The organism is Mesorhizobium sp. P2_E9 (assembly GCF_056403815.1).
The window spans coordinates 55284-76648 of sequence record NZ_JBFUET010000012.1; the positions used below are offsets into that span (position 1 = coordinate 55284).

Genomic DNA, 21365 nt, shown 5'->3' on the forward strand with positions numbered 1-21365 from the left:
TTGACCCAAAGGGCACGCTGCGGCGCCATCGGAGCATCCGATCAGCCTCGCTCATCACGCTTGGATGGCCGGCTCCAGTGCAAGGCCCAGACACTTTTCTCCGCATCGGACTGAAACAGATTGGCGCGGATCGGTTGCGTGAAAGACGGGTCGTCGATGGTGACGGACAGATAGTTGCCAGCCTTCTCGCCGGTGCGTTCCCACGCCGCGCCGATCTCCATGCCTTCGCAGAAGACGCGGTGGTCTGGCGCGTTCTCGGCATCCGACTTCTCGGCGGGCAGGATGGCAAGCTTCGCGTCGAGCGTCAGCGTTGAGACGTTGCCGAAGAAGCCGTCGTTGTTGCGAGTGAACGTGCCGATCTGAGCCATTGCAATGCTCCTTTCATGAGCGTTTGGGGATGATTGGCGCGGGCCTTCACGGCTCGCCTGGAATGTGATCGCTTGAAACTTTCGGCGTCGCAGAGGTGCTGTCGGTGACCCAGACAGGAGCCGCGCGACCGATGACCGAAGTGAGCGGCAGCGGCCCGAAATACCGGCCGTCGAAACTGTCGCCGACGTCCCGGTTCATGAGAAAGACTTCGCCGTCGGAGATCACACGGCAGCCCTGCCAGGCGGGCAACGGTCGGCCGCGACTATCGCGCTCGCGCGCAAGTCCAATGGTCAGGCCATGGGTGATGATAGCGGTGCCCTGCCGGCAGACTGTCGTGCCTTTGAGTGCCAACACGCGCTTCAGAAGCGGCACGCCGCTCGGCAGATATTGGCGCTCAGCCAGGAAGCCGGCGAGCGGTTCGGGAGGCGTGACGACAGCGATATCGGCAACAGCGATCCTGTCGACCTGCTCTACCCGATACAACCCGACGGGGACGCTCGCGGATGCGTTCCAGATGAAGCTCGGACGATGGTCGATCCACGCCGGAGCGACCGCGAGAACCGCGCAACCCAGCATCGTGACGATGATCGTTACGCGCGGGCTCATGGCTCAATCCTGCGGCGCAGGAGCCAAGCCTCATGGCGCTGGCGTGTGTAGGGCCTGGGCGTCTCGCGCGCGGCTAACCGGCTGTGGGCATGGCGCCAGTAGTCCGGCGAAACATCGACAGGGTCGATGCCAATCGCCTCGATGGCGTCGATGATCTTCAGGACTTCTTCGACGTTCCGCCATCCGATCACTGTGAGCAGGATCTCGGCGCCGGGGCGCACATAGGCGACGGTCGAGCAGCGCCGACCGGCGGCGACTGCGCGCAGTATGTCGATGCGGGACGCGACGGTGCCGAAGTCATTGCCCATCCACCGGACGAAAGCGAAGATGCTGCCAGGCGTGAAGGTGACGGCACGACGGGTGCGGTCGATGTTCCTGTTCGAAGCAACCTTGCCGAAGCGGATGTAGTTCTCGATCCGCTTTTTCAGCCACACCAGCTCAACGGTGGTGAGATCGCTCATGCCGACCTCCATGACAGGAGGCCACGAGCAAGCATGGCGAAGCGAGGGGCGGGAAAAGTGGCCTTGTTCCGGCAAGAGCAGTGGACGTCGATCGCTGTCGGCATGGCCGAAAGTTCAGGGCTCGGCCGTCGTCCCCAGTCTCGCCCTGCGCTTTCCGTTAGAAAGAATCCGAAGGATTCTCGGTTAGAAACGTTAGAGGAGCCGGTTCGGCAATCGCCACAATGGCTTAGGATCGAATCCGGTTCCTGATAGCACGGGAATCCGGTTCCCGATGGCACGGGAGTTGCAGTTCCTGATAGCACGGGCCTGTCCACAGTCATTTCACAGCCCTGGTCGATCGGGTGCGTGGCGCGCGTTGCGCCGCGTACGGTTCGGGCGGAGTGGGTTGAAAGGTCAGGCGCGATCGACCGTCAGCATCGATGGCGAGTGCCAGCCGATAGCCAGGCAGAGGTTGGCGACCGACGATCTCGCGAAGGTCGAAGGTGAACCGCTTGAACGGCGACAGGCCGCCTGACTTCAGATGGAGATGGTGGAGATCAAAGCTCCAACCATAGGTCTGGCGGCCACCGTGCTTTCGGACCAGACGGTAGAGCCATCTCTCGAGGCCGCCTGTCAGCCCAAAGTACTCTCGGTCAATGGTGAGGATCAGAGCATCGTCGACAACGCCGGCATAAAACCAGTCGGCCAGAATGAGCTCGATGCCGAGCGGGCGCCCGCTGGCGTCCATTCGCTCCTTCCACTCGTTGATCCATGAGAAACGATGCCGCCGCCGTTCGGCCGGCTGTCGGATCGACGTGGCAACCGTGGTCGACTGCAGCCGGTCAAGCGCGGCCTTCAGCCTGTGATAACTGTGGACGGAATCGCCTCGGCCGATGAAGGCAAGAATTTCGTAGGGCGTGGCCGCCATGAGACGCGACGTGCGAAGACCGTTGTCTCGTGCGTCCACGATCTGGCTGGCGGCCCAGATCAGAATGTCGGCGTCCCAGATGGTCGCCATGCCATGTTCGACCGTCGCCTCGACACGGATCGACACGTCGCCCATGCGAAAGTCGATCGGTGTCACGCGGCGGGATTTGGCTAGCGAAAAGAACGGCCACGACATGAGATCCTGAGCGTCGCGCGGCGTGACGACACTGGCGCGAGCGTGAAACAGATCGAGTTGGCCTTCGGAACGGTACCGCACTGACGCCATCCCAGTGGTCAGGAGGCGCGATCGCGTCTGCCGGCATAGGCAGGTGCGCGGGCGGCATGTGGCTTGGCCGGCGGAACAAAGGTCGCGTCCGCATCACTGGTGGAGGTGCGCGCGCCGAGTTCGATCCAGGCATGAAGATCGTCAATGTCGTAGAGCACGCGCCCACCGACTTTCCGATACTTTGGGCCGGTGCCGTAGGTTCGATGTTTCTCCAGTGTTCGGGCGCAAAGACCGACGATCGGTGCTGCCTCCTTGGTTCGCAGGTATTTTTGGGGCGCGTCCGCGGGACCCTTCGACATCGCTCGATCTCCATCCGGTTTTGCTGTCATCCTGGCCTGCCGGGACGCGCGAAACGGACGATGGTCGAATTGAGGAAAAGCGAGGGAGGGCAAAGATCGGGGGATGTGTTTTTGCTCCCCTGCGAAGAAGGACTTCAGCGCCCGGGTTTCTGGCTGCGGCTATGGGGATAGAAGAGAAGGTCGCGGTAGTCGCCGGCGACCAGGCGATCGGCTCTTCGCAGGATCGCCCGCACCCTGTGCCTGAGGTGATGGTCGCGCCAATCCCGTGGCGCGATTGGATCTCGTGACAGCAGCACCTCCGCGATCGTGCGATAGGAGGCCGCTGCGCGGCGGGCGTCGTGAGCGCGCAGATTGAGGACATGCCTGATCTTCGTCTGCGGCGGCAGCGCGCCGTAGACTGGGCCGGGCGGTCGACCGTTCAGAGCCCGCCAGAATTGGCGTGCGGCGTCCAGTCTTGTTTCGAAGGCTTCGTCGAGCGGGAGAATGATGGCATCGATGCCAAGTGAACCGTCGTAACTCTCGGCAATCAGGCGATGCGTTGCGGTAGATGCCGACCAAAGAGCCTCAAGGTCTTCGCCCTGCTCCCAAACGCTAGCGTTGCGGAGCTCGCGAGGAAGCACGCTCTTATGCGAAGAGTCGATCGAGGCAGCCATCCGAGTGGCCCGGAGAACGCGCGGCGAGGCCTGTTCCGTCCAGACGATGTTCTCGGCATATGGAAGTCCGTCACCGGTGACAGTGAAATCGCGCGCCCCACCGTGCGGCGAAGTCAGATTGTCCCAGCAGGTCTCCGGTATTTGCGCCCAGCGACGCAAGCTGACTGCACTCGACGATGAAGGCGTCGTTCCGGATCAGATATTCGGCAGCGAACTCCTGCGCTTCGTAGTCGCGCATGTGCACATAGGCCGCTGGATTGGTCCAATCGCCTTGCAATTTGCCAGGCCCTCTCCCGATGCCAGCACCAAGCTGCGAGCTTCGGAATCAGCATCGAGGTCGATGCGCGGGCTGGGTAGTTGGAGAGTCAGCAAACCGCTGTGCTAATTCAGCAAATCGTGGCGCATGGCAGACTACGCCTAGTGGGGCGCACCGCCCGCCAGAAGATACCGGTAGCCGCTCGTCGTCATCCACCGCGCACGGGCAAGATGGGTCTCCCACGACTTGAAGGCTCGCTCCGGCTCCTGCTCAGGATCGATGTGCAGAACGATCCTGGCCACCTCGCGCCAGTCCGCTTCTTCGGCGGCGGCATCGAGAAGGCGGATGTAAGTGAGCAGCCGCTCCTCGTCATAGCCGGTCAGGATCGGCGCTTCCGGCGCAACGTCGGCGACATCGGGATCGAGCAGAGGCTTAAGCACAGTATTGATCGCTCATGTTTCGACTGCGGTTAGAAGGAACCTTCCTTTGGATTTGAGTTCTCATCATAGCGAATAGGAACGATCATTCCTAGAACGATAGTTCCCTTTCTGGTCCCTAATCCGTCATGGATCTCAAGGAGATCATGGCGGTCAATATGCGTCGTCTGCGCCATGACCAGAACGTGACGCAGGAGGAATTGGCCGCTCGCTCAGGACTGAGCATGCGTTACGTCGGATCGATCGAACGCGCCCGGGTCTCGGCCAGCGTCAGTGTTCTTGGTCGGATCGCAAGTGCGCTAAATGTGGACCCGTGTGAGTTGATCAGAAAGTCGGGACGGTGAGTTGGCGCGGGAATCACGATCGAACTTTCGATGGGTGGCGAGATCACACGAACGATTAGGTTGCTCCAGTCGCGGATATGACAGAAGTTGCATTGCGAGCCGGGCGGAGCCCGGCGAGCCGCGCCGTGCCTCATAGAGGCGCGCATGTCGATCCGGTTACTGGTCGTCTGTTGTTCCTATGATATGACAATCCGGTTGATGTGGCGGACCTGAAAGGCCGCGCGGCGAGATGTTCGCCGTGCGGTCTTTCGTTTTCTCATGCCGCCTTTTCTAACAAGGCTTTCGCCCTGCCTTCCAGCTCCAATCGGCTATCCTGATGCGCCTTAGTACGCGCATGCGCGGTCATGCCCTGGACGAAATCGAAGATGCTTTCGGGCGGGCGGCCTTCCTCCTGCAACACGGTGTCGATGATCTTGCCCGTTTCGCCCTTGGAGAAACCGCGCTTGCGCAGGAAGTTTTCGCGGTCTTCGTCGCTACGGGCGACGATCCTCTCACGCGCGGCCTTGATGCCGGCGATGAACGGCGCGGGGCTTGAGTTCGCGAACCTCGTCAAAGCGGGCGCTGCTTCGTGCGCAAAACGCTGCGCAGCAAACTTCGAATGCCGGATTGTGATTTCCTCGAAACCTTCCACGCCCCATAGATTGCGGTTCATGCACACGGCGCGGAGATAGAAACTCGCAATGCCCAGCGTCTTGCTGCCGACTTCCGAATTCCAGCAATAGAAGCCGCGAAAATACAAATCCGGGTCTCCATTCGGAAGACGTCCGGCTTCGATCGGATGTGTGTCATCCACCAGAAACAGGAACACGTCGCGGTCGCTGGCGTAAAGCGTGGTGGTGTCCTTTGTGATGTCCACGAAAGGATTGTGGGTCATCGTCGCCCAATCAAGAACGCCCGGCACCTTCCACATGGTGTCGCCGGTTCCATTGCCCGCTATCTTCATGACGGCGGCGACAAGCTCGTGATCCCAGATGCGGCCATAGTCCGGACCCGTGACGGCGCGAAGCTCAATGCGTCCGTCCTCTGTTTCCAGGGTCTTCATCAACTCTGTCCGATGGCTCAAAAGGCCATGCTGCAAATTGATGCCTGCCAGCGGCGCGGGAAGCTGGCGCATGTAGGTGGCCGGTGCGCTGACAAGACTGCAAAGCTGGCCAAAACTCCAATGCGTGGGCGCAATTGGTTGCTCCTGTCCAGGGAGGATAAGCGAAAGCCGCTCTGCATTGTCGCGGGCGGCTTCCACACGCACGGCGCGGCTCTCGACTGTGCGGGCGGTGGCTTGGTCCGCTCTCTGTTTGACGACATTATAAAGCTCGGTCAGGCTCAAATAGCGCTCGTCATCGGGACGCGAAAACCATTCCGAAGAAACGCGTCCGATCCTCTCGCCGCGCGAGATATCGACGCGAAAGCCGCTGGAAATCGCCTGCTGCTGGGTGTTGCTCTCGCTGTTGATAATGGTGGTCATGTTCATTGTACTCACTCCTTTTTCCGTCAATGCCGAAGGCATGTCTCCGGCATGCCTTCCGGGGGCGCGTGAGCGCGCGGGAGTGATGGGGGCCAATGCCGACGCGCGGAGCCGGGTTGCACGGTCGAGCGGAGCGGATGGAAATTGATGGCCACTGTTGCTGCAGTCGGCCGCTTTGCGAGCCTGCGGCCCTGCTCTGCACAGGCGGCAATGGCGGGGAAGCGAGGGGAAGTTCCTCGCTTCCCATCGGGTCGACAAGGGTATCCGCAGTCGATCAGAACGATGAAAGCGAAGCTTACTCTTACAATGTTGTGCAAGAGACGTAGATTTTACAAAGAAATGTACTATTTGCCTCGTTGGCGGGACGGGGAAATCAAACGTCGCTCAATTCGTCCGATACAATAAGAGGAAATTATATGACCACTGCTCTCGAACAAGACGGCCAACTGGATACCGTGTCGATCGCGGCCGACATCGTCGCCGCCTATGTGTCGAACAATCCATTGCCGGTTGGCGAGTTGCCGAAGCTGATCGGCGATATCCATGCCGCTCTGAAAGGCATCGGCACGCCGGCGATAGACCCCGGGATCAAGCAGGAACCGGCAGTATCGATCAGGAAGTCGGTGACGCCGGATTTCATCATCTGTCTGGAAGACGGAAAAAAATTCAAATCGCTCAAGCGGCATCTTCAGCACTTTAACCTGACCCCCGACCAATATCGGCATAAGTGGAACCTGCCGGCCGACTATCCGATGGTGGCGCCGAACTATGCGGCGACCCGGTCGGCCCTGGCGAAATCAATTGGACTCGGGCGCAAAGCGCCAGCGCCCACATCTGCCGCGGCAGAAAAACGGAAACCGGTCGTGCGTGCGGCGGCAGCGAGAACAACTGCGGCTGCAATCAAGTCGCCGGTGAAGAAGGCGCGCAAGGCGCCGGCCAAAGCGTAGGCTGCTGCGTCTGACATAGGCCTAGGCTGCGCCTGACCTGAACATGGCGAAGCCCCGCCTTGCGGCGGGGCTTCGTGTTTTGTCGGGTCACTCTGCGGTGCGGCGTGACCAGATGAGCGAGAAATCGCCCTCGGTGTCGGTCTCGACCAAGCTCGCATAGATCGGAGCGGGGAAGCTGGGATCGTCGAGCTTGACGGAGTGGTAGTCGCGGCCCTCGCGCGAGGTCTTCTTCCATGCTGCCCCGAACTCGGTGGCGCCGGCGAAGATGCGGAAGTCGGGGCCCTTTTCATTGTCGCCGTCGGCCGGAGAGAACGTTACCGTCTTGACGTTGAGGTTGAGGGTCTTGACCGAGCCGGAGAAGCCGTTAGCGGTGCGGGAGAATGTGCCGATCGTAGCCATTGTGGTGGTTCCTTCTGTTTTCTCGGGCCGCGCCCATCGCGGCCTCGATGGTGGTCGTGAGGCCGGAGACGATCGGTCTGCATCCCGAAGGGGCTGAAACGAAGTGAAAGACGGCGGCGCGAGGCTTTCTTGGACCGCGAGGAATGGACGCGCAGCGACCAGGGGAAGAAAACGCAGCGGCGTCGTTGCGGGAAGACGATCGAGACTGAGTGAAGCGAAGGCGGTCTTCGGTCAGACCCAATCCATTCGAGGACGCCGTGGGCGTGGCTTGGAACGAACCCGCGGAAGGAAACGCCACGAGGCTACGATCGGGCACAGCCAATGTCGCCCCCGCCGTTGCGCTTCTCCGTTCCTGTCAAAGAACTGGCCTCAAGCGCCAGGACAGTGTCGGTCACTACTCCAACAGGTGACGAAGGGACGCCCGATTTCTCTAATCTTTGGGCTGAATCGCCATCGCGTTCGGGGCGGCTCCGAAGGCGACCAATTCATTGCGGAAGGCAGCGAGTTCCAAGCCGCCAAATGCCGTGACGATTTCACGTCTCAAGTCGATCGGATGCGAGCCCGGGGTTGAGATCGAAGGCGAAGAGATTTTCATCACACCCGATCCTCCGCAGCATCGCCGAATGATCCCGCTACGCTAACCTGCTCGGCGCACGGTGAGGCATTGCCGGAAATGGGGTGCCTTAGCAGAAGACACTTGATGCAGAGGCATGTGCCACACGACAGGGCGACGTCGCGCCGGGACGATATTTGCCTCAGAGGACATTATCATCAGGGTTCAGCGCTTCGAAAACTTCGTGCTGTCGAGGTGTTCGGCCGCGCCAACGGCGCGGCCGAAAATTCTTGAAAGGCAGGCCGGAGCCGCGTGGCGGCTCCGGCGCGCTGCGGGTCACTCGGCGGCGACGTTAAACGCCTCGGCGTCCTCGATCATGTCAGGCTGAGCCGGTTTCGTGTCCTGCTCGGAAACGTCCGCCGATCTGGCATTTTCACCTGCTTCGTGCTGCTGTTCAGCAGACATTGCAAGTTGCTCGGTGCGCAAGACTGCAGGTAGCCATCCGGTTCCGGCGAGCAACTGCTCGGCGGCTTCCGCCATCGGCTGCTTTTTCAGGTCCGACAGCCTGTCTGCGGCCTCTGCGCTGGCAGCTTCCCGCACGGCGTCGAGGATATGTGCCTTGGTGATGCGCCCGAGATACGTCCGGACGGTCGGCGTCCAATGTGCCGTCATGTCGAGGTTGACTGCTGTCGCAAGCCTGTTCGCAGTCTCGTGGGCGCGAGGCTTGCGCTCCCAAGGTTGCTTTACGGCATTGACGGTGAGCGAGGCGCAGTGGGCGAACAGGGCCATGACGCTGGCATGGTCGAGTGAAGTGATGAAGCCCCACAGCTCAGCCACATCGCGAGGCATGTCCGCAGCCCACTCCGCGTGCCGGTCCGCCAGTGCCTTGCCTGCCGCTGTATCCTCGATGCCGTCCGCATGCCCGGCGAGATGGATGCTGGTCGGGCGGATTTCGAGGCAGTGGGCTTCCGCGCCTTGGTAGAAGGTCTGCGCGGCGAGCGCATGGGTGACCGCAACAAGGGCGATGTCCGGCTGTTCGCCAAGCGCAAGACGAAGCCCAAGCGTGCGATGGGCGGTCAGATCACGGACAAGAAGATCAGACAGCGGCTTGCCGTCGTCCTCAGCTTCTTCCTCGTTCCCACCATCGCAATCCGAACCGGTGCCGGCTTCGATGATCTCGCCATCGTCGTTGACGGCGTAACCTTCACCGCCTTGCAGCGTTACCGCTTCCTGCTCCGGCAACTCATCCTCGGCGCGAATGAAGCCACGTTCGATCCGCGCCGATCCGTCATGGGAAAGTACGACGAACACGCCGCCACGGGAGACAACATCAGGATCGAAGGCATGACGCAAAGCGTCGATGCGCTCGATCTCGGCTTCGAGCCTGCCGAAACTCTGATCGACATCATCCGGCAGTTCCTCGGCGCTATTCCATTCTTCCGTGAGCCGGTTGAACTCGTCGGATGCCGTCGCAAAGGCAGCTTGATCTTCATCCGACAAATTCACCGGTTGGGGGTAGGTGCGGCACAAGCCGTTTGCGTGGGGGAAGTCGATATGGACATCTGCCCATTTCCAGCCCTCGGCCTGCCTGACGGTTTCCGAGATGCCTTGCAGCTTGTCGATCACCAAGCGGTCGAGCAACGCTGCATCCTCGTAGAAGCCGCCGCGATCCTCGGTGAACAGGTCGCGCAGGATGGCACCACCCGCTTCCATATAGGTTTCCGCGCCAATGAAGATGGCGCGCCGGTCGCTCGCCGCTACATGCGTCCGCGTCAGTTCGCGACGGATGATGTAGGGATCTCGATTGTAGGTGAGGGTTTCGAAAACCTGTTCCTGCCGAGCGTGATCGTCGGTGATGGCGAAAGCCATCAACTGGTCAAGCGTTAGGTCGCCGTCGCGATAGACCTGCATCAACTTGGGACTGACCGCGCCAAGCCGCAGGCGCTGCCGCACGACATGCGCGGTAATGCCGAAGCGGGCGGCGATTTCCTCAGCACCCCATCCGCGTTCATCGTGAAGCTCCCGGAACGCCTCGAACTGATCGGCGGGGTGCATATCCTCGCGGGTGATGTTCTCGTCCAGGCTGATCTCGTGCGCATCATTCACGGTGTCAACGACACAGCGGATCGGCTCGGTCTTCTTGATCTGCTTGCGCTTCACGCGCAGCAACTGCGCCAGCCTACGCCCTTCGCCGATGCTGACAAAATAGAAGCCGGTTTCTCCGCCCTCCCCGTCAAGCTCCGGCTCAACCACTAGATTTTGCAGGATGCCTTTGGCGGAGATGCTCGCGGCATAGGCCTCAATGATCGCCTTGCTATGCGGCGTCTTGCGCGCATTGCGGGGCGACTTTTTCAGCTTGTTCAGTGGAATGAAAACCTCTGTGCCCCTTTCGCTGACAGTTGCCGCTTTCGCATTCGTTTCATTGGTGGTCATGGTACTGATCCTTTCCCGTTACATGCCGAAGGCATGCCCCTCGGCATGCCTTCCGGGGGCGCGTGAGCGCGCGGCAGAGAGGGGGGCGAATGCCGGCGAGCGGAGCTGGACTGCGCGCCGAGCGCGGCGGATCGGATCAGTTCGGAGGGCATCAGTTATGTCCGCCTTGCGAGCGGGCGGCCCCGCTCTGCGCAGGCAGCATTCGCGGGGGAGAGATGGCCAAGACCATCTCTCCTCTATAAAGTCAGCAAGGGGCCGAAACAGTCATCCGTCGCCAGTTTTCAGGGATGAGCGCAAGGAGCCGAAAGAGGCCCGTCAGCTTTCAGAACAACCGATTGCTTGAGCGGTCATTTGCGCTTCGTCAACAACCTGTGCCACCGTTGTCAAAGCGGTTGTAGCACCGCTAGCAATCCGAAATCGGTGTCGACGACCAGATTGGTCAAGTCGTGCCATCCATGCGTGACACAGCCTCCAAGGCTGCGACCAAGTTTGCATGGGTCCAACGTGCTTTCTCATCAGCCGTCATGAACCCGTCAAAGTAAGATGCATAGACGCAGAAACCTAGGTCGATCAAGTCGTTGCGCATCCTGTCCATCCGCTTTACTGGCTGGCTGCCACTGCGGATCCACCAAAGCAGATGGACGACGAGCCCGAGCGCATATCGAAAGAGATAGGTTCGAGCGACGCGATTGTCCCCAAGGTTCTGCCATGGCAGGCGGTATGCATGTGCGAGATACTCCCATAGCTGCACCGCGGCACCGTAAACGGTTTCCATCATCGCGTCCGGATATCGGCTGCTCGTCCTGATGATACCGATTTCGGCTTTGGTAAACATCTGCGCTTCCATTTCGGGCAGAGATTCCGCGATGTCGACTGCACCCTCAATCATCTCCGGAAGCAGACCGCTCGCAAAATTCCAATGGTCGTGCAGTCGCTCCAGGATGGTCGGATGATCGACTGTAGCGCTTCTGACTATGGCGGCCATCTCACGAATGCTGTCGGCAATTCCCTTGAACTGCATACGCTCAAGCAGGTCAGGCTCCGTCGGGTCGAGCGCGATTATCTCGCCGTTGGTCCGCAGCAGGATTAGCTGGTCAGGGAAATCGCCTACGACCGACAGGCCGTGCTTGACGGCTTCCAGCGACCGTTGTTTGTAGATCTCGATCCAGGCATAGTCGGCGAGCACCGCGAAATTATGTGGACTCGCCTGAAGATGGGATCGCAGTTCGTGCGATTGCAGCATGCTGCTGTCGATAACCAGAGACGGCAAATCGATCCCCACTATTCCACTTGATTTGCGACTGGATCACCTTTGAGGATCGCGATGATGGCTGCAAACCCATCAAGAACACCGCCGGCCAGATGCTCGAAGTGGGCGCGATAGGTCTGATGCTCGGCTATCGCCTTCCTTTGCTCTTGGGCTTTGGTCTTTCCGCCAGTGTGGGCCGTCAGCGTGCTTCGGAGTGCATGCAAGCGCTGCAATGGTGCAATGGTAGCTTTAGCCTTGCCCGCAGGAACGCCGGAGGCAACCAGAATTGCCTCGATCAGCCGGAGCGAACGCCAGTTAGTCTCGACTTGCGCCTCACGGTTGGTCGCGATTTTTCGCAGTTCACTTTCCTTGAAGCCCTCTACGACGAGCTGGTCGAGATGCATGATTTCATGGCCCCACTCCGCCGCGTTATCTTGGGACGGGTACTGGGCGGCCAGCCGTACCGCCTCCCCACGTGGGATCCACCAAGGCGGACACGAACCATCCAGCGCAGCCGTATCTCGCTTGAGTTCGTCCAAGGGATCCGCGTCGTTTGTCCACTGACCCAGAAAGTCGTTGGTGAAGCTGCGCTTCGAGATTGATGCCTTGGGCTCTTCGTTGAATGATTTCCAGTACAGCTGCTCTTCGTAGGGCAGATGGGAGAGGTCCTGCAGGTAGGTGTGGACCTGTCCGGCCTCGTTGATGTCGAACGAACGAAGCTCCCAGACATCGCGACACCGGATCATGCGAGCGTCGATCTGGTACTTGTCCGTGTCGGCCTTGTATTTCGACATGACGTCTGCGCGGAAGAAGACCGGGGAGAGCTCAAACGGCAGGCCCTCAACGGCATCGAAGTAATTTGTGCTGGCTCCTGGCGCGGCCGAACAGGTTGCTATCCGGCCGTACCGCGCGTCCTGGATTATGAAGTCGGCATGCTGCCTCTTGGACCGATCCGACGCCGTGTTTTCGTCATCTATCACCTCGGCCAAGGTCTTGTTGGGACGGACGATGATCCATCCATTCACGAAGCTGGATCGGCCGGGAACCCGTCCCGAATGATACGCTAGGTCGGGTGCTGCGAAGCTGTCACGCTCGGCGTCCTGCCAACCGTCAAAGCCCACCTTCTTGTGATCGATCCGGGTAAAGTCGAACTTTGCGGCAAGGACCGTCCGAGTGACCGCCATGTACTTCACAAGATCCTCGGTCTTAACGGTGACCAAGGTTCCACTATGGCCGTCTTCGTCCGCCGGAAGCTGCTCCACCTTAATAATCGGTTCAATATCACCACGCCGGTTTACGCGACAGTATGCATTTCGCTCACTCAGGAAATGAACGTCCAGCGCCTGGACCAGTCGCTGGTCCAGCTCGACATATGGATCGAGGCCGTGCATCCGGCGCCGGTACACCAACTGCTGGCCGCCGGCGAGCGGCGAACCGCCGCTCTCTCCAATTCCGGCTGCGAGGTACATCCGCTCCGGTTCCCCGCCACCCCAAACGTGCTCGAGCCGCCAACTGGAGCTGGGATCAATGAAGACAGGTCCGAGTTTTGCGTGATCAACCGGGTTAGCCTTCTCTGCTTTCATCAGAACGGCAAAGAGATAGAAGCACTGCGCGCTGACGTAGATTGGGGTCCATTGTCCTGTCAGGACGAGCTTTAGGTACTCCACCGATTCGACCGCGTTCTCCAACCACTGGCCGGGTGTGTCATCAGGTATGCACGTGTATTTCTGAAGGTTTTTCATGGCAGAGCGTGGACATCGTTGGAGTCTGCGAACTGGTGGATAAGGCGCTCTCCGCTCTCACGCGCGACCGCGACATGCTCGTTCGTCAGGACAAAGATGTGGTCGCCGAGCTTCAAGTACCATCCGCCGCCGAGCCTTGGGCCATGGTCGCCGCGATCTCTGAAGATCGGTGTCCGGGACTGCCTCAGGTATTCCGTCATGCCCGCGACAATTCAGGCAACGCGGCATGCCACTCGGTTTTGGTACACACGAGATCAGCCATCTCCTTCCTTTGACACCCGGTCGTACTCATGCGCGCTGGCGGAGACGGACTCATTTGACAGTCCCAAAGCCACTCTTCGTGATGACGGCGAACATCGCCGCTGAAAACCTTCGGTATTCGACAAGATGGTAGGTCATCAACTCCACGATCGGTATATGCGAAGCGGCTGGCCGGAAGCTGACCTTGTGCTGGATGGTCTTTACTGCCCCGTCCGGGAACGTAACTTCGCCGTGAGATTCCATGCGGTCGAGCCCTAAAGGAACATCGTTGTCCATCATCCGCGACCGTCTGGTGTCGAAGGCGCGTTTGGGCGTGCGGCGGGGGACCACAACGGGCATGATTGCCTTGGAGGTCTTTCCTTTCGTAGACACCAGCCAGCCCTCGGCCGGCGCTTGAACGACTTGGCGGTGGACGACCTCGTCGCGGTAATCCCGCAGCTCGGCCAGCCATGCCTGATGGGTTTTGACGACCTCGAGGATCCCACCCTGCTGCCCCTTGTCGACCATCTTCTCCAAGGTATGAATCGAATGCGCGAAGATGCCGGGCATCGTTCGGGCCGCCGCGACTCCTAGGAAGTCCAGTCCGGAACGGACGGCAGCCAAGAATGCAGAGAGCTCGTGGACGTAAGCCGTGGACCGTCCGCTGTTCATGACCAGCAATGCCGTAGAGGCGACAGCATTGTTGGCTGGCTTGCCTTTGTTCTTCATCGCTGCAATTGCCGCAGCTTCGGCCGTCTCCAACATGGACTTGACGTTGCCGATGTGGTGTTCGGCCGCCTGCTGCTTCCGGAACGAAAACATCAATTGCGTCTCGAAGTATTCCTTGTCGTCCCACTTCTTGAAGATCGGGTGATCTGGCGCAGTTGGAGCGTCATCGATCGCCTTGAGCAGCCCGTCTAAAGCTTCGCGATACGTCAGTGGGTGGGTCGGCTTCTTCATCTGCGGGCTAGCGAGCATGGGGATGGATTGGGACCTTGCCGGATGTTGACACTGATATCAACAGGGGATGCTTGGACCGTGTCCCCGGAGATGCCGGCCGCATGGCTGAATGTCCGAGACAAGGCGCAAACGAATCTGCTCGCCCAGATGACCGCGCTTAGCTGCGATCCGCTCTCCGTCCGACATTGAGGCGCAAAGCCGCGATCCACTTTCCACGACCCCCAGGTCACTTGCCCTCAGATCGTTCGCGCAACAAAAGCGCAACCAGATCAAGGCTCCGCAGAGTCAGCCGGCCGGAATTACCGGCGCGGCCGGATCGTGTGGTCCGGGAACATGGCCGGCAGGGACCACAGCCGATGCGCCGAGGACGTGCTTCTCCTGATCGTCAAAGAAAATGTGAGCACCGAGTGCCTTCAGGATGGGTGCCTTTTCGCGGCTGCCGACGAAGTGGGCCTCATCAGCTGGCGTCCCCCATGCCCTCAGCGTGCGTATGACGCGCTCGTGGGCAGGGGCGTTGCGAGCTGTGACAAGTGCGATACGGACCTTACTCACGTTACCGTCATTGAGGAAAACGCGGCGCAATGCCGATAGCTTATGAAGAAAATTGCCAAACGGGCCACGCGCCATTGGATTGGTGGCGTTCTCTGTCTCATGAGCTAGGAAGGCGTCCAGGCCCTTTTCCTTGTAGATTGCGTCGGACTCGGGGCCAAAGACGACAGCATCGCCGTCGAACGCGACCCGGACCTCGCCCTGCGGCGTTTCGGCACGATCCTTAGGTGCCAAGCCGAGCCGTGCAGCCGCTGCTCCGCCGTCCACTGCTCCCTTTACATCTGCGTCAGCGTTTGAGAGAAACAGGTCGATGCCCCACGCCGGGACAAACGGCGCAAGCGATCGTCCGCTAGTAAAACTGCCCGTCTTGACGACAAGCTCGTAATGATCGATCGACCTGAAGGCTCGGAGGGAGAGGTCGGGCGAGTTCTGCGACAAGAGGATCACTTCAACATAAGGAGCAGCGTCAGGATCATTCAGCGCGAGTAAGCGCTCGACTACCTCAAAGCCTGCGCCCTTGCGCAGGATTACGTCCTCCCGTTGGAGTTGCATAGCCGCATACGCCTTGACGCCGTATTTCTCAAATACCCGATGCTCCTCCTCCAGGTCAAAAAGAGCGCGCGTAGAGATCCCGATGCGAAGAGGGCTAGCCCTTAGCAAAGCCACCGGATCTACACGCCCCTTTTCGGCCTCGGTCATAAGCGAGGCTTCCGCCAGTTCCATATGCCCTCCCTCCCGTATTGGACCCGCCGCAGCGGTGCTCCCTTCTGTACTTGCGCTATTTCGAAAGAATTGGACACTTAGGTTCCGTGCCTATCTTTGCCATGCCATCGCTATTTCCTGACTTTTCAAAACGCGAGGTGTTATTGGAAGCATTGTACACGTCGTGGCGAGGGTCCACAGAAGCCAATTTTGTCCCCAATGATGAGGCGATCAGCGGAATGCGCTGGCGCAGCAGCTGTACGTTCGGTAGAAAATATTGAGATTGACTTGGTTTGGGGGAAGTCGGCAATGGACGCAGTCAGACGGGTATCGGTAGGGATTGGTGTAGTCGGGCGGGCTTCTCTGCGGATATCTCTATGGATTCTTGCTGTAGCTATTGTGTTACTCCTTGTCCTGCACCCGCTGCTACCGGATACGATCAGCGTGCCAGTTTCCCAGCTGGGAACAGTGACGCTGTGGTTGCGCGATCCTTTTCGTCTCTTATGGTCCGAAATCGTTGCCCCGTGTGCCAGTTTTCTTAATCAGCATTTCGACAAGGTTCTCGCCTGGCCTGTGGCTGCGGTCCAGATGGTCTACCTGCTGCTTCGCAGCGGTGTTCTTCCTGCTGTCCTGCCGTCTGCCATGGGCAGAGTTAGGACGTTGAATCTTTTCGGTTTCAAGTTGGAATTAAGCGAGCAGATCACGGAAATCGCACGGGAGCGCGATGATTTGTCGAAGGCGCTGTCGAGCGTGCGCGCGAAGATCGAAGCGCAACTGCGCGTGAAGGTCGTCGAGGCGAACATCCCTCAGAACTTTGCGCGTTTCGTTTCCGACGTAGGCAGTCAGCTCAAGGACCGCAACACGAATTTCGATGGCGCGAAATGCCGCGCGACTATCTACATTGAGGATCCGATTTTCGCGGGACAATTGATGCAGCTTTTGGAATACGTTTCGGGAGACGGAATTCCTCTCCCAGGTCTCGCAGCTGGCCGTTCGTTTTCTATCCGGCGAGGAATCGTGGGCCGCGTATGGCGCTCACACCTGCCAGAAATAGAGGGCGTATTGCCGGACAATCTAGCGACCGTGGGGCCAGAGGACAAATACAAATATATCGCGCGCATTTGGGGGATGACTCAGTTAGAAGCCGAGCATGCGGCGAGATACCCATCTTATATTAGCGTACCATTCAAATATACTCTTACTCGATACGGCGTGTTTTACATGGACTCAACAATGGAGAATGCGTTCACGGACGAAGACAATAAATCTGGGTTGATCATGTTCATCCAGCAAAAATTAAAAGAATTGCGCATGGATGGCGCGATCGGCGAACTGGATGCCTCCCTTGCTGCGAGCCGTCAGCAGATTCCGCTACTGGAGCCTTTGGATGCAAAATAGTTACTCCGCCGTCGCCAATGAGTATTATGACGCTCAACTGCATCCTACCTGTGCCGGTTTCGGTGTTGCTAGTGGCGCTCTGATGAAGCGGCACTTCGAGTTGGTTCCTGACAAGGGAACAATTTTCGAAATCGGCGCGGGACGATCCGGGCTACTGGGGGTCATGCCGAAGGCCACCGGCGCCAGGCTTTTGATTTCCGACATATCTCTCGACATGCTCAATCATTCGCGGTCAGCCTTCAACGGAAGGGCAGAATTCCTCGTTTGTGACGCAGGTGACCTGCCCGTTGAATCGTCAAGCGTCGACCTCGTCGTGGCACTTCTGGGGGACCCATACAATTCTTCCGCCGTTTGGACGGAAGTCTGTAGAGCTCTGAAGAATGACGGCGGCGTGTTCTTTACAACGCCTTCATGGGAATGGTCGACGGCATTTCGAAATTCAGCGCCTGGCGAGCGAACCGGGTCGGCCTTTTTCTTCACCGGGTCGGGGAACGCTCTCTATCTCCCGTCTGAGATATTGCCTGTTTCAAGTCAGATTCAGCTCATGGGTGACAGCGGCCTCGAGGTTCAGTGGGTCGACCCATTCACGTTAGGTGATCTCAAGAGCACAGGCGCCAAGATACCCTCCAAACTTGGCGACTATCTCCATGACGCAACACCAGTAGTCACGGGATACTGGGCGACCAAAGTTTCGTTGTAGGAGTAGCGAAATTGCGGTCCACCTCCATAACGGCGTTGCGAGAATGCTATCGGTCATGGGATCGGTACCCACATCATGGCACGTGTGCTTGCTCAGGTGTCGACGGGTCGATCATGCCGTGCATTGGCCAAGTGGTTTTCTGTGAAGGACGGCAAGGCGCTTGGGCGCGGCTTTACGCAAATGGTCTGGCGAACCGGACCTTGAGCGCATCATTGTGAGCCACAGCGATAGTATTACCGCCCAGCCGCGCAAGGTGTTCGGGCGCGTTGCGTAAGATTTCGGGGCATACCAAGATCTTCGGGAAGCTGGCGCCGCATACAAACCGCGCTATCTGGGTAGTCTGCAACTGACCGAAAGCGGGGCAGCTATGTGCAACGATTACGAGCAGCATATCGCCTGGGCCGAATATTGCCGCATGATGCAATCGCTGGCGCTCGACGTTCCAACCCATCAAACCGAACTGGATTTGCCACAGGCGGGCGACATTCGCATCAGTGACCCCGCCCCGATCATGCGTGCCGTCGGCGAGACAATCGAACTCACGCGGATGACCTTTGCCTTTCCTCCCTCTGGCCCCAAAGGCGGGCCGGTCTTCAACTTTCGCTCAGACGGACGGAGTTTCGCCAACAGCAATCGCTGCCTTATTCCGGCATCGGCCTTCTTCGAATTCACGGGAAAGAAGTCGCCAAAGGCGAAGCATCGGTTCACCCTCAACGACGCCCCCTTCATGGCGATCGCCGGACTTTGGCGCGACGGCGAAGGCAACAAGCCGCCGACATTCGCAATGCTGACGACTGAACCCGGGCCGGATGTAGCGCCTATCCACAATCGCCAGATTGTGGTGCTGCGCCCGGAGGATTGGGCGGCATGGATACATCTCACAAAACCCGAGGCAGAGCTATTGAAGGCACTCCCGGCAGGGTCGCTGGTGGCAAGAACCGTACGGGAGGGGAGTGACTGACCTTCTTGCGACGTTTGCCTTGCCTTGACAGCTGTATTGAGGAACCGAATAGCGGAAGCCAGGGTGAATTCGGCGCGTCCTGGATCGTAGGGTTGGCGACGATACGTCCACGCGGAACATGAGCACCTCCCGATCACCGATTGCCTAGGGGCCGCGGCTTCCATCAGCTACGCTGGCTTCACTAAGTCCTCGACACACACATTAGGCCGTTGCTATCAAGCTTATGCTGGATGGGAGGGATGCACGAGTGTCAGATTTCGTGAAGGAGTGGATGGTCGAACGAAGGGAAAGCCGCTTTCCGAACACTGTGACCATGGCCTTTTTTTCTCCTCAGTCCCAAATGATTACTTTGGATCAGTACAGCCGCACGGACCTGCCCAAAGCGCTCCTGGCCAACGACCACAATAAGACTGCGGAAATCCTGGCGACCATGAGTCACGAACTCACACATTGGGCTGACGTCGTGGGAACCGTTTGGGGACGCGATTACATGAAACGCGTCTATCGGGCGTTCAGGCTGCTTCCTACAGCCTACAAGCCGCCCTTGGAGGTAGACTTCCCGTGGTTTGTGGACCTTTACGACGAGACGCGCCGCCTGACGTTTCCGAGATACTATCAAACGCTAGAGGAACCCAAGGAGCCTCACGGTGCCGCGCGTCCCTGGCAGATCGCATTCTCGGCCGGCCAGGAGATCGACCCCTCAGGCAGATTGGACCCGTCCAGACCTATCCTGTTCGTTCTCTTCCTGGACCACGAAACCGGCGCCCGCCTCATACGGCAGCCGTTGACTGTCGGTGCTCTCCTGGAAACAACGGCGGTCGCGTCAGAGTATTCGGTCGTCCGTACTTACCTCGAAGCCAAAGTGCCCGAAAACCAACGGGCTGCAATGGCCGATCACATAACGAAGGACGCTCTTGCGAGGCTATACGCGCCGACTCTCACCTTGTACTCTGCACCGGTCCATCTGTTTGCGCACTACGCGAAGATCAAAGACGCTGCATTGGCGTATCGGCTCGCAGCCATCATCGCGCACCTTTGTCTCAACCTTGGCGATGACCATTTCAAGGGCGTTCAGCTCCCGGCCAGCATGGAGCCGTGGGCAAACCTGTTTCCATCTTTCAAGCAGAGGGGCGACCGCGCGTTTGTTTTCGCTGTGGTCAGTGCCAATCTCGAACCTTGGCAAGATGGAATGGACGAGACCAAGTGGATCGATGCAGCGCTCGTTCGGACGGGTCTGCCGGATCGGCGATCGATCATCGAGCTGGCGTTGGAAGCGATGGCGATGCAACAGCCCGGAGGACAAGGGGCTCCCTTGGACGAAGCCGAGCGCTACATGCTTGAGTTAGGGCTCGGGGTCGCGAAGGGACGGTCGAACAACCCGTCATTTAGCCCGATGGACGCTCAATCTTATTCAGGGGTGGTTCCTCCAATGTTCGACTCGGAGGGCGAGATCTATCTGTTCCCGAACGACAAGTTTGACCTTACAAGGTTCGCGCCCAAGGCAATGATCGATCTGGATTGGGCACTGGACAGGTATACCCGCAATCTTCTGTCGGGCTGTCGCTAAGCTCATATGATCTGACCACTTGAGGGCTCTTGCGTTACGATGCTCCGGGATGCGTCGACCGATGTCCAACCCGACACTTCTTCAAATCCGCATCCGCTAACAGACGCTACTGCACGGTGATTGAGGCGGCTTGACGCACTGTTCAGAACGTTTTGGGTCTCAATTGACACGCTATGGCGATTTATGGCGCGTATTCCACCGGGCCGAAACCGAAAGGCACACTTTCAATTACCCGAAAACCCCCATCGAAATGCTCGATTGCCCTCCAGGCGAGTAACGCTGCCAGCAACGCGGAAACCTCGTTGCTGTTCTGTCCTTTGACGTAGCCGTAGGCGTCGACAAGGATGCGCCCTGCGTCGGCAAGATCGTCGTCTGAGACTTTTCCCTTGATGGCTGCGATCTGGTTCATGTGGTGAAGAAGTGCCGCTTCACCGTAGCCGATGGGCTGTGCAAATGCTCGCAACCACGCAAGGGCGATGGCTAGCAGGAAACTGGGAAAGGTTGCCGGCGGTGCCGCGACCAGAGCAGGAAGAGCGCTTGCCCCTGTTGCGGTCAGCCCAAGTGCCGGCACGAAAGCGAAGGGATCCCGCGCCAGGTTGGAGAGCTTCAGAGAATAGGCGAGTTGCCGTCGCTTGCGCGCCAGCACCATTCCCAGAAATCCCTCGCGTCGAGGCGAGACGATCTCGGGAGGAACTTCCTGCCAACGACTGTCGGCGACACCGTCGAGCGTGTTGATCGCACCGTGAAGCTCGGCATCGGTCACCTTGGCCAACCGCGAGGGCGAAGGGACTTGATCGAGCAGTTCCTTGATCGACGCGATCTCAGTGGAAGTCAGCGACTGTGCGTTCTGCATGGTACTCCATCTATCCTTGTCTGGTCCCTCGCA

General features: G+C 59.2%; 23 protein-coding genes. 6 read left to right on the forward strand and 17 right to left on the reverse strand.

All coding sequences use genetic code 11. The features are described from left to right. Positions 1-41: 41 nt before the first annotated feature. The 8 genes from AC1D05_RS21820 to AC1D05_RS21855 form a co-directional block, all read right to left on the reverse strand. Positions 42-368 carry a DUF736 domain-containing protein gene (locus AC1D05_RS21820; protein ID WP_477443839.1) on the reverse strand — a complete coding sequence of 109 codons (327 nt, stop codon included), beginning with the start codon at positions 366-368 and terminating at the stop codon, positions 42-44. A gap of 46 nt (positions 369-414) precedes the next feature. Further along, positions 415-975 (reverse strand): S26 family signal peptidase, encoded by a 561-nt coding sequence (locus AC1D05_RS21825; protein WP_477443840.1) that lies wholly within the window; start codon positions 973-975, stop codon positions 415-417. After that, positions 972-1436: a DUF2840 domain-containing protein gene (locus tag AC1D05_RS21830; protein ID WP_477443841.1), complete on the reverse strand. Its 465-nt coding sequence runs from the start codon at positions 1434-1436 to the stop codon at positions 972-974. The genes AC1D05_RS21825 and AC1D05_RS21830 overlap by 4 nt, the downstream gene beginning before the upstream one ends. A gap of 316 nt (positions 1437-1752) precedes the next feature. Next, positions 1753-2628 (reverse strand): replication initiator protein A, encoded by an 876-nt coding sequence (locus AC1D05_RS21835; RefSeq protein WP_477443842.1) that lies wholly within the window; start codon positions 2626-2628, stop codon positions 1753-1755. A gap of 8 nt (positions 2629-2636) precedes the next feature. Continuing rightward, positions 2637-2927, reverse strand: coding sequence for a helix-turn-helix transcriptional regulator (locus AC1D05_RS21840; protein WP_129554795.1), 291 nt, complete (start codon positions 2925-2927; stop codon positions 2637-2639). Positions 2928-3061: 134 nt separating this feature from the next. Beyond that, positions 3062-3580, reverse strand: coding sequence for a DUF2285 domain-containing protein (locus AC1D05_RS21845; protein WP_477443843.1), 519 nt, complete (start codon positions 3578-3580; stop codon positions 3062-3064). A gap of 70 nt (positions 3581-3650) precedes the next feature. Next, positions 3651-3857 (reverse strand): transcriptional regulator domain-containing protein, encoded by a 207-nt coding sequence (locus AC1D05_RS21850; protein ID WP_477443844.1) that lies wholly within the window; start codon positions 3855-3857, stop codon positions 3651-3653. 140 nt (positions 3858-3997) lie between these two features. Beyond that, on the reverse strand, positions 3998-4276 hold the full coding sequence (locus tag AC1D05_RS21855) for a DNA -binding domain-containing protein (protein ID WP_477443845.1): 279 nt from the start codon (positions 4274-4276) through the stop codon (positions 3998-4000). A 125-nt stretch (positions 4277-4401) separates the two neighbouring features. On the opposite strand from AC1D05_RS21855, the gene AC1D05_RS21860 reads away from it, so the two are divergent. Then, a complete protein-coding gene (locus AC1D05_RS21860; RefSeq protein ID WP_352485883.1) occupies positions 4402-4617 on the forward strand; it encodes a helix-turn-helix domain-containing protein in 216 nt (71 codons plus the stop codon). A gap of 256 nt (positions 4618-4873) precedes the next feature. Here the strand turns inward: AC1D05_RS21860 and AC1D05_RS21865 are convergent, their stop codons facing one another. Continuing rightward, complete coding sequence (locus tag AC1D05_RS21865) at positions 4874-6079, reverse strand: DUF932 domain-containing protein (protein ID WP_477444012.1); 1206 nt, start codon at positions 6077-6079, stop codon at positions 4874-4876. A 416-nt stretch (positions 6080-6495) separates the two neighbouring features. Here AC1D05_RS21865 and AC1D05_RS21870 point away from each other — a divergent pair, with 416 nt between their 5' ends. After that, a complete protein-coding gene (locus AC1D05_RS21870; protein WP_477444013.1) occupies positions 6496-7026 on the forward strand; it encodes a Ros/MucR family transcriptional regulator in 531 nt (176 codons plus the stop codon). A gap of 87 nt (positions 7027-7113) precedes the next feature. On the opposite strand, the gene AC1D05_RS21875 is transcribed toward AC1D05_RS21870, so the two are convergent. The 7 genes from AC1D05_RS21875 to AC1D05_RS21905 all read right to left on the reverse strand — a co-directional run bounded on the left by AC1D05_RS21875 (position 7114) and on the right by AC1D05_RS21905 (position 15874). After that, on the reverse strand, positions 7114-7425 hold the full coding sequence (locus AC1D05_RS21875; RefSeq protein WP_292661628.1) for a DUF736 domain-containing protein: 312 nt from the start codon (positions 7423-7425) through the stop codon (positions 7114-7116). A gap of 430 nt (positions 7426-7855) precedes the next feature. Further along, the gene (locus AC1D05_RS21880; RefSeq protein WP_477443846.1) at positions 7856-8020 is read right to left on the reverse strand and encodes a hypothetical protein; all 165 of its coding nucleotides are present in this window, start codon (positions 8018-8020) and stop codon (positions 7856-7858) included. Positions 8021-8314: 294 nt separating this feature from the next. Continuing rightward, entirely contained in the window at positions 8315-10411 is a 2097-nt protein-coding gene (locus tag AC1D05_RS21885; RefSeq protein WP_477443847.1) for a ParB/RepB/Spo0J family partition protein, read from the reverse strand. Between the two features lie 439 nt (positions 10412-10850). Further along, positions 10851-11681 (reverse strand): hypothetical protein, encoded by an 831-nt coding sequence (locus AC1D05_RS21890; RefSeq protein ID WP_477443848.1) that lies wholly within the window; start codon positions 11679-11681, stop codon positions 10851-10853. An 11-nt stretch (positions 11682-11692) separates the two neighbouring features. After that, complete coding sequence (locus tag AC1D05_RS21895) at positions 11693-13402, reverse strand: hypothetical protein (protein ID WP_477443849.1); 1710 nt, start codon at positions 13400-13402, stop codon at positions 11693-11695. Positions 13403-13714: 312 nt separating this feature from the next. Beyond that, positions 13715-14602, reverse strand: coding sequence for a hypothetical protein (locus AC1D05_RS21900; RefSeq protein ID WP_477443850.1), 888 nt, complete (start codon positions 14600-14602; stop codon positions 13715-13717). 285 nt (positions 14603-14887) lie between these two features. Continuing rightward, positions 14888-15874: a 5'-nucleotidase gene (locus AC1D05_RS21905; protein WP_477443851.1), complete on the reverse strand. Its 987-nt coding sequence runs from the start codon at positions 15872-15874 to the stop codon at positions 14888-14890. A gap of 288 nt (positions 15875-16162) precedes the next feature. Between AC1D05_RS21905 and AC1D05_RS21910 the strand changes: the two genes are divergently transcribed. The 4 genes from AC1D05_RS21910 to AC1D05_RS21925 all read left to right on the forward strand — a co-directional run bounded on the left by AC1D05_RS21910 (position 16163) and on the right by AC1D05_RS21925 (position 20479). Continuing rightward, on the forward strand, positions 16163-17251 hold the full coding sequence (locus AC1D05_RS21910) for a hypothetical protein (RefSeq protein WP_477443852.1): 1089 nt from the start codon (positions 16163-16165) through the stop codon (positions 17249-17251). Further along, positions 17241-17951 (forward strand): class I SAM-dependent methyltransferase, encoded by a 711-nt coding sequence (locus tag AC1D05_RS21915; protein ID WP_477443853.1) that lies wholly within the window; start codon positions 17241-17243, stop codon positions 17949-17951. Before AC1D05_RS21910 ends, AC1D05_RS21915 begins: the two co-directional genes overlap by 11 nt. 367 nt (positions 17952-18318) lie before the next feature. Further along, positions 18319-18912: an SOS response-associated peptidase gene (locus tag AC1D05_RS21920; protein WP_477443854.1), complete on the forward strand. Its 594-nt coding sequence runs from the start codon at positions 18319-18321 to the stop codon at positions 18910-18912. A gap of 247 nt (positions 18913-19159) precedes the next feature. Continuing rightward, on the forward strand, positions 19160-20479 hold the full coding sequence (locus AC1D05_RS21925) for a hypothetical protein (protein ID WP_477443855.1): 1320 nt from the start codon (positions 19160-19162) through the stop codon (positions 20477-20479). A gap of 181 nt (positions 20480-20660) precedes the next feature. Here the strand turns inward: AC1D05_RS21925 and AC1D05_RS21930 are convergent, their stop codons facing one another. Further along, positions 20661-21332: a hypothetical protein gene (locus AC1D05_RS21930; protein ID WP_477443856.1), complete on the reverse strand. Its 672-nt coding sequence runs from the start codon at positions 21330-21332 to the stop codon at positions 20661-20663. Between the last annotated feature and the right edge of the window lie 33 nt (positions 21333-21365).

What these genes read in the sequence shown, in the direction of transcription:
- AC1D05_RS21820 (WP_477443839.1), bottom strand. Translation starts at nt 368, where the DNA reads ATGGCTCAGATCGGCACGTTCACTCGCAACAACGACGGCTTCTTCGGC.
- AC1D05_RS21825 (WP_477443840.1), bottom strand. Translation starts at nt 975, where the DNA reads ATGAGCCCGCGCGTAACGATCATCGTCACGATGCTGGGTTGCGCGGTT.
- AC1D05_RS21830 (WP_477443841.1), bottom strand. Translation starts at nt 1,436, where the DNA reads ATGAGCGATCTCACCACCGTTGAGCTGGTGTGGCTGAAAAAGCGGATC.
- AC1D05_RS21835 (WP_477443842.1), bottom strand. Translation starts at nt 2,628, where the DNA reads ATGGCGTCAGTGCGGTACCGTTCCGAAGGCCAACTCGATCTGTTTCAC.
- AC1D05_RS21840 (WP_129554795.1), bottom strand. Translation starts at nt 2,927, where the DNA reads ATGTCGAAGGGTCCCGCGGACGCGCCCCAAAAATACCTGCGAACCAAG.
- AC1D05_RS21845 (WP_477443843.1), bottom strand. Translation starts at nt 3,580, where the DNA reads ATGGCTGCCTCGATCGACTCTTCGCATAAGAGCGTGCTTCCTCGCGAG.
- AC1D05_RS21860 (WP_352485883.1), top strand. Translation starts at nt 4,402, where the DNA reads ATGGATCTCAAGGAGATCATGGCGGTCAATATGCGTCGTCTGCGCCAT.
- AC1D05_RS21865 (WP_477444012.1), bottom strand. Translation starts at nt 6,079, where the DNA reads ATGACCACCATTATCAACAGCGAGAGCAACACCCAGCAGCAGGCGATT.
- AC1D05_RS21870 (WP_477444013.1), top strand. Translation starts at nt 6,496, where the DNA reads ATGACCACTGCTCTCGAACAAGACGGCCAACTGGATACCGTGTCGATC.
- AC1D05_RS21875 (WP_292661628.1), bottom strand. Translation starts at nt 7,425, where the DNA reads ATGGCTACGATCGGCACATTCTCCCGCACCGCTAACGGCTTCTCCGGC.
- AC1D05_RS21880 (WP_477443846.1), bottom strand. Translation starts at nt 8,020, where the DNA reads ATGAAAATCTCTTCGCCTTCGATCTCAACCCCGGGCTCGCATCCGATC.
- AC1D05_RS21885 (WP_477443847.1), bottom strand. Translation starts at nt 10,411, where the DNA reads ATGACCACCAATGAAACGAATGCGAAAGCGGCAACTGTCAGCGAAAGG.
- AC1D05_RS21895 (WP_477443849.1), bottom strand. Translation starts at nt 13,402, where the DNA reads ATGAAAAACCTTCAGAAATACACGTGCATACCTGATGACACACCCGGC.
- AC1D05_RS21900 (WP_477443850.1), bottom strand. Translation starts at nt 14,602, where the DNA reads ATGAAGAAGCCGACCCACCCACTGACGTATCGCGAAGCTTTAGACGGG.
- AC1D05_RS21905 (WP_477443851.1), bottom strand. Translation starts at nt 15,874, where the DNA reads ATGGAACTGGCGGAAGCCTCGCTTATGACCGAGGCCGAAAAGGGGCGT.
- AC1D05_RS21910 (WP_477443852.1), top strand. Translation starts at nt 16,163, where the DNA reads ATGGACGCAGTCAGACGGGTATCGGTAGGGATTGGTGTAGTCGGGCGG.
- AC1D05_RS21915 (WP_477443853.1), top strand. Translation starts at nt 17,241, where the DNA reads ATGCAAAATAGTTACTCCGCCGTCGCCAATGAGTATTATGACGCTCAA.
- AC1D05_RS21920 (WP_477443854.1), top strand. Translation starts at nt 18,319, where the DNA reads ATGTGCAACGATTACGAGCAGCATATCGCCTGGGCCGAATATTGCCGC.
- AC1D05_RS21930 (WP_477443856.1), bottom strand. Translation starts at nt 21,332, where the DNA reads ATGCAGAACGCACAGTCGCTGACTTCCACTGAGATCGCGTCGATCAAG.